The organism is Actinokineospora sp. (assembly GCF_052390155.1).
Classification (GTDB): Bacteria; Actinomycetota; Actinomycetes; order Mycobacteriales; family Pseudonocardiaceae; genus Actinokineospora.
Genome location: NZ_JBQTHF010000069.1, coordinates 1 through 10,710, shown reverse-complemented (window position 1 = coordinate 10,710; position 10,710 = coordinate 1). Strand labels below are relative to the sequence as shown.

Sequence of the window (10,710 nt, the reverse complement as noted above, 5' to 3'; positions counted from 1 at the left end):
TCGAGGTCCTGGAGGCGGGGTGGACTTTGATGTGGGCGTGCACGCCGCCACGCCCACCTCAGGACACGACTCGGGAAAGCGACTCAGCGGGCGATGAGCAAGCCGAAGCTCGGCGCCGGGAACGGGGTGGACACCCGCGTCCCCACGAAACCGACCGGCTCGACGTCGCCGCCGACAGCGGGCGCGGGCGACTCGGCGCCCTCCGGCGCCGGACCGGCACCGCTGGTGTTGACCAGCGCCAACGCCCCGAGCACCAGACCCGACACGACCACGCCCGCACCCCGGCTGCCGCGCTTGCCGAGCACCGAACGGCCCTCGCCGAGCTTGGCGGAGGCACCCAGCGGGCTGCTCGAACCGAACCCGGTCGACGGGACGCGGTCGGGCCGCTGCACGGCAACGAGTTGGCCGTCCGCGGTGACGGCGAGGCCGTCGGGGGTGGCGGGGAGTTCGACTTCGTGCGGGATGGCGCGCAGCGACGCGAGCAGACCGGCGGGCATCGACGGCGCGTCGGCCGTGCGCACGGCCGTCCGTGCCTGGCGCTGGGCGGTGATCTCGGCCGCGCACCACAGGCAGGTGGCCGCGTGCGAGGTGGCCCGCTCGTTGGCCGTGCGGGACAGTTCGCCGTCGACGAACGCGACCACGGCGTCGGGCATCAGGTGCTGCTCGGACAACCCCCAGCCACGCTCGGAGGTCATGATGCCGCCTCCCCGGGGTACCCGGTCATGACGCGGCCCCCTCGGCAAGCGCGCGGCGGCGCTCCAGCGACGCCCGCAGGGCCTGGCGGCCCCGGTGGATCCTGCTGCGCACAGTACCCAGCTTCACCCCGAGGGTCGCACCGATCTCCTCGTACGAGAGCCCCTCGACATCACACAGCACCACGGCGGCGCGGAACTCCGGCGGCAGCTCGTCGAGCGCTTCCTGCAGGTCGGGGTCGAGGTGGGTCTCGGCGTAGACCTGCTCCGGGCTCGGGTCGTCGCCCGCGAGCCGGTCGGTGTCCTCGGGCAGGCCCTCCATGCGTAGCCGCGAGCGGCGGCGCGCCATGTCGAGGAAGAGGTTGGTGGTGATGCGGTGCAGCCAGCCCTCGAACGTGCCGGGCTTGTAGGAGGCGAGCGAGCGGAAGACCCGGATGAAGGTCTCCTGGGTCAGATCCTCGGCGTCGTGCGTGTTGCCGGTGAGGCGGTAGGCGAGGCGGTAGACCCGGTCGGCGTGTTCGCGCACGACCTCGTCCCAGGACGGCGGCGTCCACGCCGCGGCGTCCAAGTCGACTGGGCGCGGTTCGACCGCGGGCATCGACTGCGTCTGCATCGTGGGGATACGCACCTCCTGGAGACCGTCCGGCCCACTCACCTGGTCAACGCGCACACTGCCCACCATGTTCCCCGCTTTCGACTGCTTCCCCGCCATGTCCACCACAATGGAGTACTCCCATGTGGCGACCGTGAGAACCGGCTGAGACGAGCCTGAGAAAAACGGCGGGCGTGACCTTCCGGTCAGGTTCACCCGATTTCGGGACTTCCGCCGCTAATCTGCGTTCCCGTGGGACCGGAATCGCCTGCCGTGGAGTCGGCGGAGCTCAGCGAGTACGTCGAGGGCTACCTCACCGAGGACGACTCGCTCGCTTCGGCGCGGGCCCGCGGCGTGGCGATGGGCTGCGCGCCGATCGGCCCGGCCTGCGGTGCGGCGCTGCGGTTCCTGGCCGCGGCCGTGCGCGCGAAGGCCGTCGTCGAGATCGGCACCGGCGCCGGGGTGAGCGGGCTCTACCTGTTGCGGGGCATGGCGCCGGACGGCGTACTGACCTCCATCGACATCGAGCCAGAACTCCAGGCGGTCGCCAAACGCACGTTCAGCGAGGCGGGGGTCGCTCCCGGCCGCACCCGGCTGATCATGGGCCGCGCCCTCGACGTGCTGCCCAGGCTCACCGACGGCGGCTACGACCTGCTGTTCGTCGACGCCGCGAAGCCGGAGTACCCGGGCTACCACGAGCAGGGCGTGCGGCTGCTGCGCCCAGGTGGGGTGCTGGCGTTCGACAACGTGCTGTGGCAGGGCAGGGTGGCCAACCCCGCCCGCCGCGACGCGGAGACGGTGGGGCTGCGCGAGGTGGCGCGGGCGGTGCGCGAGGACGACCGGCTGGTGCCGCTGCTGCTGCCGATCGGCGACGGACTGCTGGTCGCCGCGAAAGTCGGCTGAGCTACGACTCGTCGTTGGCCACGAAGAAGCCGACGGAGCCCGCCGCGATCAGGCCGAACAGGGTGACGATGAGCGCCCACTCGACCAGCGCGGTGTCGGAGAACCACCAGCCCAGCAGGATGCCCACGATCAGCCCGAACGGGCTGAACACCACCAGCCCGGCGACGATGCCCGCGATCGGGCGCGACTGGCGGCCGTGGCCCGCCGCGTCGCCGACCGGCGTCATCCGCCAGACAGCGGAGTACGGGTCACCAGGCGAAGGCGGACCGGGTTCGTCCATGAATTGGACGGTACTCCGGCGCGGCGGCCCTGTGGGGCTATTCGGCGCGAGCGCCCTTGCCGAGCACGACGACGTTGCCCGCGCTCACGGTGTACTGCGCGCGGTCCAGCTCCGGGTCGACGCCGATGCGGACGCCGTCGGCGACGCTCACGTTCTTGTCCAGGATGGCGCGGCGCACGGTGGCGTTCTTGCTGACGCGCACCCCCGGCAACAGCACGCTGCCCTCCACCACGGCACCGTCCTCGATGACGACGTCGGAGCTGATCACCGAGTCGATCACCGTGGCGCCGGAGATGATCGAGCCTGGGCCGACAACGGACTCCATAGCGGAGCCGCCGTTGACGAACTTGGCAGGCGGCAGCGGCGGGGTGGCCGTGCGGATGGGCCACTGCTGGTTGTAGAGGTTGAAGACCGGGTGCACGGACACCAGGTCCATGTGCGCGTCGTAGTAGGCGTCGAGGGTGCCCACGTCGCGCCAGTAGCCGCGGTCGCGCTCGGTGGCGCCGGGGACGTCGTTGTCGTCGAAGTCGTAGACGTGCGCCGAACCCGCGTCGACCAGCATCGGGATGATGTCGCCGCCCATGTCGTGCAGGGAGTCGCGGTTGGCCGAGTCCGCGCGCAGCGCTTCGAGCAGGGTTCGGGTGGAGAAGAGGTAGTTGCCCATGGAGGCGAAGGTGACCTCCGGGTCGTCGGCGACAGACGGCGGCTCGGCGGGCTTCTCCAGGAACCGGGTGATCCGGCCGTCGGCGTCGGCGTCGATGCAGCCGAACGCGCGGGCCTCGGCGCGCGGCACCCGGATGCCCGCGACGGTGACGCCCGCGCCGGAGTCGATGTGTTGGGCCAGCATCTGCGCCGGGTCCATCCGGTAGACGTGGTCGGCGCCGAACACCGCGATGTGGTCGGGCCGCTCGTCGTAGACCAGGTTGAGCGACTGGTAGATGGCGTCGGCGCTGCCGGTGTACCAGCGCGGGCCGAGCCGCTGCTGCGCCGGGACCGGGGTGATGTACTGGCCGAGCACGCTGGAGAGCCGCCACGTGGTGGAGATGTGCCGGTCGAGCGAGTGCGACTTGTACTGCGTCAGCACGCAGAGCTGGTGGAAGCCGCTGTTGACCAGGTTCGACAGGACGAAGTCGACCAGGCGGTAGTTGCCCCCGAAGGGCACGGCAGGCTTGGCGCGGTCGGCGGTCAGGGGCCAGAGCCGCTTGCCTTCGCCGCCGGCCAACACGATCCCGAGTACGCGCGGCTGGCCCTTCACGGTCTGACCCTAGCCGTCCCGGTGCGACGTCGGCCACATCTGACCCGACCTCGGGCGTTTTCGTTGGCGTGCCGTTAACCCGTGCGCCGCAGTGCGTTCCACCGGGCGCGGCCGACTACGGTGGCCGCGTGCGGATCGGACTGCTGACACGGGAGTACCCGCCGGAGGTCTACGGCGGCGCGGGGGTGCACGTCGAGTTCCTGGTGCGGTCGCTGCGCGCGCTGGTCGACGTGGACGTGCACTGCTTCGGCGAGCCCCGCGCCGACGCCGTGGCGCACCAACCGGACCCGGCCCTGGCGCACGCGAACGCCGCGCTGCGCACCCTCTCGGCCGACCTGTCGATCACCGCGGCCACCGCCGGGGTCGACCTCGCGCACTCGCACACCTGGTACGCGAACCTCGCGGGCCACCTGTCCGGCGTGCTGCACGGCGTCCCGCACGTGGTCACCGCGCACTCGCTGGAGCCGCGCAGGCCGTGGAAGGCCGAGCAGCTCGGCGGCGGCTACCGGCTGTCGTGCTGGGTCGAGCGCACGGCCTACGCGGCGGCGGACGCGATCATCGCGGTGAGCGAGGGCATGCGCGCCGACGTGCTCGACTGCTATCCCGAGCTCGACCCGGCCCGGGTGCACGTGGTGCGCAACGGCATCGACGCGGCCACCTACCACCCGGTGACCGAGTTCGACGCGCTGCGCCGGTTCGGGATCGACCCCGAGCGGCCGATCGTGCTGTTCGTCGGGCGGATCACCCGGCAGAAGGGCGTCGGGCACCTGGTCGCCGCCGCGCACCGCGTCCACCCGGACGCGCAGGTCGTGCTGTGCGCGGGCGCGCCGGACACGCCGGAGATCGCCGAGGAGACCCGCGCGGCGGTGGCGGAGCTGGCGGCGGCGCGGGCGGGCGTGTTCTGGGTCCGGGAGATGCTGCCGTCGACCGACCTGCGGCAGTTCCTGAGCCACGCCGCGGTGTTCGTGTGCCCGTCGGTGTACGAGCCGCTGGGCATCGTGAACCTGGAGGCGATGGCGTGCGGCACGGCGGTCGTGGCCTCGGCCGTGGGCGGCATCCCCGAGGTGGTGACCGACGGTGTGACCGGCCTGCTGGTGCCCTACGACGAGGCGGACACCGCGGCCTTCCGCGCCGGGCTCGCCGACGCCGTCAACCGCCTGCTCGCCGACCCCGCGCGCGCGGCGGCGATGGGCGCGGCGGGCCGGGTGCGGGCCGAACGCGACTTCTCCTGGGCGTCGGTGGCCGAGCGGACGGTCGCGGTCTACCGGGCGGTGCTGGGGCACCGGGCAGCCTGAGAACTCAATCAGCGGCGGCCACCTATTGTGGCGGTGTGGAGAGCACCGAAGTGGACGGTCGAGCGCTGCGCAGGATGGCGCAGTGGGTCGCGGGGAGCAAGGTGCGGTTCTCCCGCTACACCGTCGCGTCGCTGGTGGCGACGGGGATCAGCCAGCTCGTGCTCTACGCCCTCTACTCGGCGGCGGGGATGGCCGCGATGACGGCGAGCGCGGTGGCCTTCGCCGCGGGCGCGGTGCCGCACTTCGTGCTGATCCGCTGGTGGGCGTGGGGGCAGCGGGGCATTCCGCAGCTCACCCGGCAGCTCACGGGCTACCTGGTGGTCACGGTGCTCGGCGGGGTGGTGTCCGTCGCGCTGACCACGATCGTCGACTGGCTGTTCGGCCCGCTGATCGCCGACCGCGGCCTGCGCACACTGGTGCTCAACGTCACCTATGTCCTCAGTGGACTGCCTGTGTTCATCGCGAAGTTCGCGGTGCTGGACCGGGTGTTCGGTCAGGACGCGTACGAGTCGGCCAGCTCCACCAGGGTGCACGCGGCGAACCCGGTCGCGCCGGGGGCCACGTCGTCGTAGGGCTTGTCGGCTCGGGCGGGCCCCGCGATGTCCAGGTGTGCCCACGGGATGCCGCCGCTGAACTCGCGCAGGAACAGGGCGGCGGTGATGCCGCCGGGCCCGGGCGGACACTGGCGGACGTCGGCGACGTCGCTGGCCACGTCCGCGGCGTACTCGTCGAGCAGCGGCATGCGCCACCACGCCTCGCCGACCCGCTCGCCCGCGGCGGCCACGCGCTCGGCGAGGGCGTCGTCGGTGGCGAACAGGCCGCCGATGCGCAGGCCGAGGCTCACCTTCATCGCGCCGGTCAGCGTGGCCACGTCGACCAGCAGGTCGGGCGCCAGTTCGGCACCCGCGTAAGCCATCGCGTCGGCCAGCACGATGCGGCCCTCGGCGTCGGTGTTGACGACCTCGGTGGTGCGGCCGCCGTAGTGCCGGATCACGTCACCGGGGCGGTAGGCGGACCCGGAGAGGTGGTTCTCCGCGCACGGGACGAGCCCGGTGACCCGCACCGGCAGCGCCAGCTTGGCGATGGCGACCATCGCCGCGATCACCGCGGCACCGCCCGCCATGTCCGTGCGCATGAGGTGCATGCCGTCGGCGGGCTTGATCGAGATGCCGCCGGTGTCGAAGGTGATGCCCTTGCCGACCAGCACCAGGTGCGGTCCGGTCACCCCCGCGGGGCGCCAGGCCAGTTCGAGTAACCGGGGCGGCCGGTCGGACCCGCCGCCGACCGCGAGCACGCCGCCGAACCCGTGCTTGGCGAGCCAGTGCTCGTCGCGGACCTGGGCGTCCAGTCCGGGCACTTTGGCCGCGACCTTGGCGCCCGTTCGCGCCAACCAGGCCGGGTCCTTGACGTTGGACGGGGTGTTGGCCAGATCGCGGGCGAAAGCGGTGGCGGCGGCCATCGCGGCCGCCCGGCGCACGGCCTGCTCGATCCCTTCGCGACGGTCCGCTTCGGACACCACGAGCCGCACCGTGCGCACCCGCGGCTTGGCCTCCTCGGCGGTGACCTTGAACCGGTAGCCGCCGAGCAGCAGGCCGCGGACGAACCGGCCGACCTCGGCGGGCCCCGCGTCCGGCGGCAGCTCGACCTGGATGGTGCGCTCGACCGGGCGGTCCGCCTCGGCGTCCGCGGCCAGCCCGGTCTCCACGGCGCGGACCAGCCCGGCACCCGCGGCGCGCCAGTGCTCCTCGGTGCCCTCGCCGATGCCCACGACCCACCCGACACCCGAACCGACCGGACCGGACTGGGTCTCCCCCGCCTTGCCGGTGAGCGACACGGCGTCGGCCCAGTCCGTGCTCAGCGCGGCGCCGCCGGGCCCGAGCAGCGGCGGGCCCGCGTCCTGCGGGGTGCGGCTGAGCACGACAAGCGGGATGCCCTTGCGCTGACCAGCGGACACCTCCACCGTGGGCAGCGTCGTCGGCAGAGCGGGCACCGGCGTGGACAAGCGATCCTCCGTGGTGGGGAAGGGTGAGGCCGAGGCCCTGGGGGATGGGGAGAAACTGCGGGCCGGTCAGCCCGCGGCGGACTTGAGCGCGTCGCCCAGGTTGCCGGCCTCCTCCGGCGTCATCTCGACGACGAGGCGTCCACCGCCCTCCAGCGGGACGCGCATCACGATGCCCCGGCCCTCCTTCGTCACTTCGAGGGGACCGTCTCCGGTCCGGGGCTTCATGGCCGCCATAGCGTGCTCCCTCCGTCATAGCCTGCCCACCCGGCCGAGGTGAATCGGCCGAGTCGCCGACATTCTCCCCTATCGGAGTCGCGGCGGTGAAATCGAACCGATCATCGCGTGTCGCGTGACCGGCCACGATAGGTGGCGCGGTCCGGGTGCGGACTGACAGACTCAGCCGTCGTGCGCGCCCGATCCGCCCTCTTCGACGTCTACGGCGGCTACCTGCGCCAGCGGGGCGGCTCGGCCACCATCGCCGCGCTGGTCCGACTGCTGGAGCCGCTGGACTTCGGCGCGCCCGCGATCCGAACCGCGGTGTCCAGAATGGTCCGTCAGGGCTGGCTCTCCCCGGTGCGGTTGGCCGACGGCCCCGGCTACGCGCTGACCCACCGCGCGGAGCGGCGCCTGGACGAGGCGGGCGCCCGGATCTACCGCACCGGTCCGTCCACTTGGGACGGTCACTGGCATGTGGTGGTGCTGGCGGAACTGCCCGGACGCGGCCCGCGCGACCGGCTCGCGTCGTCCCTGCGCCTGCTCGGCTACGGCCCGCTCGGCCCGGCCACCTGGGTGGCGCCCCGGCCGTCGACGGAGCTGGCCGACGTGCTGGCCGCCGAGGAGGTGCCCGCGCGGCTGTTCCACGGCGCGCACGACGGGTCGGACGCGGAGCTGGCGGCGCGCGCCTGGGACCTCGACGGGCTCGGCGCCGAGTACGCCGGATTCGTGCGACGGTGGGCGCCGGTGGTGTCCGCTGTGGACGGTTCGGTGCCCGCCGACGCGTTCGCGGCCTCGCAGCGGATGCTGCACGCGTGGCGGAAGTTCCTGTTCCGCGACCCCGGCCTGCCCCCGCAGTTGCTGCCCGCCGACTGGCCGGGCACCGCCGCGGGCGAGTTCTTCGACCGGCACACCGCGCGACTGGCGCCCGCTGTGACCGAGTTCCTGGACGAATGCCTCAGCCGAGGTGGTAAGCAGAGATCCACCGCATAGCCCAGTGAGGGAAGGCAGGAACCCGTGTCGACCGAGACGCCGCTGGTGACCGAGGACCGCGACGGGGTGCGCACGCTGACCCTGAACCGGCCGGACGCGTTCAACTCGCTGACCGTGCGGCTCAAGGAGGAGCTGCTGGCCGCACTGGAGGCGGCGGCGTCCGACGACGCGGTGCGCGCGGTCGTGCTGACCGGCGCGGGCAAGGCGTTCTGCGCGGGCCAGGACCTCAAGGAGCACGTGGGGCTGCTGCGCGCGGGCGATCCCGCGCCGCTGAGCACGGTCGAGAAGCACTACAACCCGATCGTGACCGCGATCACCGGGCTGCCGAAGCCGATCATCGCCGCGGTGAACGGCATGGCGGCAGGCGCGGGCGCGTCCTTCGCCTACGCCTGCGACCTGCGGATCGCCGCGGACACCGCGAAGTTCCTGATGGCGTTCGCGAGCGTCGGCCTCACCGCGGACTCGGGCGCGGCGTGGACGCTGCCGCGGCTGATCGGCTACGGCCGGGCGATGGAGCTGATGCTGCTGGCCAAGCCGGTCGGCGCGGAGGAGGCGCTGCGGATCGGCATGGTCACCCAGGTGGTGCCGACCGCGGCCGTGCTGACGACCGCGCAGGCACTCGCCGCGCGGCTCGCCGCCGGGCCGACCTCGGCGTACGCCAAGATCAAGGAGGCCATGCTGGCCTCGGCGGGCGGCTCACTGACCGAGGGCCTGGCCGTCGAGGGCCGCACCCAGGCCGAGGCGGGTGCGACCAGTGATCACCTGGAGGCGGTTGAGGCATTCGTCGCCAAGCGGGAGCCGAACTTCACCGGCCGCTGACTTCGGCCCGCCAGCAGGTCGCGATGTGGTCGTCGACCATGCCGGTGGCCTGCATGAGCGCGTAGCAGGTGGTCGGGCCGACGAACGCGAAGCCGCGACGCTTGAGTTCCTTGGCCATCGCCGTGGATTCGGGCGTCACGGCGGGCACGTCGGCCAGGGTCGCGGGGCGGGGGCGGTCGCCGGTCGGGGCGAAGGACCAGAGCAGGTCGTCCAGCGGGCGGTCGAGGTCGAGGATGGCGCGGGCGTTGCCGATGGTGGCCACGATCTTGGCCCGGTTGCGCACGATCGACGCGTCGGCCATCAGCCGGGCCACGTCGGCGTCGCCGAACCCGGCGACCCGCGCGGGATCGAAGCCCGCGAACGCCGCGCGGAAGCCTTCCCGCTTGCGCAGGATGGTGATCCAGGACAGGCCGGACTGGAACGCCTCCAGGCTGACCCGCTCGTAGAGTTCGGTCTGCCCGCGCAGCGGCACACCCCACTCGTCGTCGTGGTACGCCGCGTAGTCGGGGGTGCCGTCGCCCCACGGACAGCGCACCCGGTCGTCGGCGCCCTGTGACACCGACTCGCTCGCAAGCTCGCTCATGGCATCCCCTCGCAGGCTCCGCGATGCCGCTCGCGGACGCCCTGTGACAGTGATTCGCTCGCAAGTTCGCTCATGTGGCGCGGTACCCCTCGGCGAACTCCGCGAACTTGCGCAGCGAGCGCCGGACGCCGTAGCGGAATCCGGGGCCGACGACCCGCCAGCCGAGCGCGCCCACCGCGCCCAGCGGCAGGTCCAGCCGTTCGTGCCAGACGAAGGTCGACCGCTCGCCGCGCGGCACCACCTCGAACAGGCCGGTGCCGCGGACCAGCCTGCCGGTGTGCAGCACCTCGCAGCGGTGCGGCGGCGCCCAGGCGGTGATCTCCATGGTGTCGGTGAAGCCGATCCTGGCCGCGCCGGTGAACGCCGCCAGCCGGGAGCCGACCGCGCGGCCGTCGCCCGCCGTGACGCGGACCGTGGTGCCCAGCATCCACTCGCCCTGGCGGGCCCAGTCGGTGATCGCGGCCCAGGTGGTCTCGGCGGGCGCGGCGATGTCGACCCGCTCGGTGACCTCGATCACCGCTGGCCTTCGGCGGGGGTCTGCCGAGCGGCCTCCAACTCGGCGACGCGGGCGCGCAAGTCGTCCAGCTCGTGGCCGAGGCGCTGCAACACCCAGTCGACCTCGGTCATCTTGTAGCCGCGCAGGACGAGCTGGAAGCGCACGGCCGCCAGGTCGTCGCCGGTGACGCCGGACGGGGGCAGCCGGGTGGGCGAGGCGCCGGGTGGCAGTGCGGGCAGTTCCTCGCCGCGGCCGAACAGCACCGAGGCCAGCAGGAACACCACAGCCGCGACGAGCACCATCATGACGAGGTAGATGAGCGCGGTGGTCACGGCACGATCGTGTCACGACCGGAGCCGCGGGCGCACCAGGGCGCGGCGGAGCCTTGGCAGGCTAGTGGTGCGACCGGAGATTCGTCGGGGGTCTCGGTGGATCTCCGGGCGTGACCACTAGTGGTCGGTGCCCAGGACGCGGTCGAGGACTGCGGTGAACTCGCGCCAGGCGGCGCGTTCGTCGGGCCCCGCGCCCGGGCCGGCGGGGGGGTGGCGGGAGGTGCGGCCCACCCCGCCCCCCCCCCGGCGCAGCAC

14 protein-coding genes are annotated in these 10,710 nt (G+C 73.0%); 5 read left to right on the top strand and 9 right to left on the bottom strand.

The window, feature by feature from the left end:
• Positions 1–83: 83 nt before the first annotated feature.
• Both ACT4N7_RS23165 and sigE read right to left on the bottom strand, forming a co-directional pair.
• On the bottom strand, positions 84–695 hold the full coding sequence (locus tag ACT4N7_RS23165; RefSeq protein ID WP_444830934.1) for an anti-sigma factor family protein: 612 nt from the start codon (positions 693–695) through the stop codon (positions 84–86).
• 25 nt (positions 696–720) lie between these two features.
• On the bottom strand, positions 721–1,305 hold the full coding sequence (gene sigE / locus ACT4N7_RS23160; RefSeq protein WP_444830933.1) for an RNA polymerase sigma factor SigE: 585 nt from the start codon (positions 1,303–1,305) through the stop codon (positions 721–723).
• Positions 1,306–1,536: 231 nt separating this feature from the next.
• Here sigE and ACT4N7_RS23155 point away from each other — a divergent pair, with 231 nt between their 5' ends.
• Entirely contained in the window at positions 1,537–2,187 is a 651-nt protein-coding gene (locus ACT4N7_RS23155) for an O-methyltransferase (protein ID WP_444830932.1), read from the top strand.
• Position 2,188: 1 nt separating this feature from the next.
• Here the strand turns inward: ACT4N7_RS23155 and ACT4N7_RS23150 are convergent, their stop codons facing one another.
• Entirely contained in the window at positions 2,189–2,467 is a 279-nt protein-coding gene (locus tag ACT4N7_RS23150) for a hypothetical protein (RefSeq protein ID WP_444830931.1), read from the bottom strand.
• A 37-nt stretch (positions 2,468–2,504) separates the two neighbouring features.
• The gene (glgC, locus tag ACT4N7_RS23145; RefSeq protein ID WP_444830930.1) at positions 2,505–3,722 is read right to left on the bottom strand and encodes a glucose-1-phosphate adenylyltransferase; all 1,218 of its coding nucleotides are present in this window, start codon (positions 3,720–3,722) and stop codon (positions 2,505–2,507) included.
• 128 nt (positions 3,723–3,850) lie between these two features.
• Between glgC and glgA the strand changes: the two genes are divergently transcribed.
• Positions 3,851–5,017, top strand: coding sequence for a glycogen synthase (glgA, locus tag ACT4N7_RS23140; protein ID WP_444830929.1), 1,167 nt, complete (start codon positions 3,851–3,853; stop codon positions 5,015–5,017).
• A 35-nt stretch (positions 5,018–5,052) separates the two neighbouring features.
• A complete protein-coding gene (locus ACT4N7_RS23135; protein ID WP_444830928.1) occupies positions 5,053–5,589 on the top strand; it encodes a GtrA family protein in 537 nt (178 codons plus the stop codon).
• Here the strand turns inward: ACT4N7_RS23135 and ACT4N7_RS23130 are convergent.
• Complete coding sequence (locus tag ACT4N7_RS23130) at positions 5,511–7,019, bottom strand: leucyl aminopeptidase (RefSeq protein ID WP_444830927.1); 1,509 nt, start codon at positions 7,017–7,019, stop codon at positions 5,511–5,513. The two genes, ACT4N7_RS23135 and ACT4N7_RS23130, sit on opposite strands and share 79 nt — an antisense overlap.
• Positions 7,020–7,085: 66 nt before the next feature.
• The gene (locus ACT4N7_RS23125; protein ID WP_444830926.1) at positions 7,086–7,253 is read right to left on the bottom strand and encodes a DUF3117 domain-containing protein; all 168 of its coding nucleotides are present in this window, start codon (positions 7,251–7,253) and stop codon (positions 7,086–7,088) included.
• Positions 7,254–7,424: 171 nt separating this feature from the next.
• On the opposite strand from ACT4N7_RS23125, the gene ACT4N7_RS23120 reads away from it, so the two are divergent.
• The gene (locus ACT4N7_RS23120) at positions 7,425–8,225 is read left to right on the top strand and encodes a PaaX family transcriptional regulator (RefSeq protein ID WP_444830925.1); all 801 of its coding nucleotides are present in this window, start codon (positions 7,425–7,427) and stop codon (positions 8,223–8,225) included.
• 24 nt (positions 8,226–8,249) lie between these two features.
• Entirely contained in the window at positions 8,250–9,044 is a 795-nt protein-coding gene (locus ACT4N7_RS23115; protein ID WP_444830924.1) for an enoyl-CoA hydratase-related protein, read from the top strand.
• Here the strand turns inward: ACT4N7_RS23115 and ACT4N7_RS23110 are convergent.
• The 3 genes from ACT4N7_RS23110 to ACT4N7_RS23100 form a co-directional block, all read right to left on the bottom strand.
• Entirely contained in the window at positions 9,031–9,627 is a 597-nt protein-coding gene (locus ACT4N7_RS23110) for a DNA-3-methyladenine glycosylase I (protein WP_444830923.1), read from the bottom strand. The two genes, ACT4N7_RS23115 and ACT4N7_RS23110, sit on opposite strands and share 14 nt — an antisense overlap.
• Before the next feature lie 70 nt (positions 9,628–9,697).
• Positions 9,698–10,144 (bottom strand): SRPBCC family protein, encoded by a 447-nt coding sequence (locus ACT4N7_RS23105; protein ID WP_444830922.1) that lies wholly within the window; start codon positions 10,142–10,144, stop codon positions 9,698–9,700.
• Positions 10,141–10,455: a DivIVA domain-containing protein gene (locus tag ACT4N7_RS23100; protein WP_444830921.1), complete on the bottom strand. Its 315-nt coding sequence runs from the start codon at positions 10,453–10,455 to the stop codon at positions 10,141–10,143. Before ACT4N7_RS23100 ends, ACT4N7_RS23105 begins: the two co-directional genes overlap by 4 nt.
• Between the last annotated feature and the right edge of the window lie 255 nt (positions 10,456–10,710).

Coding starts and splice junctions, on each gene's coding strand:
- ACT4N7_RS23110 (WP_444830923.1), bottom strand. CDS start 9,627: ATGAGCGAGCTTGCGAGCGAGTCGGTGTCACAGGGCGCCGACGACCGG.
- ACT4N7_RS23165 (WP_444830934.1), bottom strand. CDS start 695: ATGACCTCCGAGCGTGGCTGGGGGTTGTCCGAGCAGCACCTGATGCCC.
- ACT4N7_RS23150 (WP_444830931.1), bottom strand. CDS start 2,467: ATGGACGAACCCGGTCCGCCTTCGCCTGGTGACCCGTACTCCGCTGTC.
- ACT4N7_RS23125 (WP_444830926.1), bottom strand. CDS start 7,253: ATGGCGGCCATGAAGCCCCGGACCGGAGACGGTCCCCTCGAAGTGACG.
- sigE (WP_444830933.1), bottom strand. CDS start 1,305: ATGCAGACGCAGTCGATGCCCGCGGTCGAACCGCGCCCAGTCGACTTG.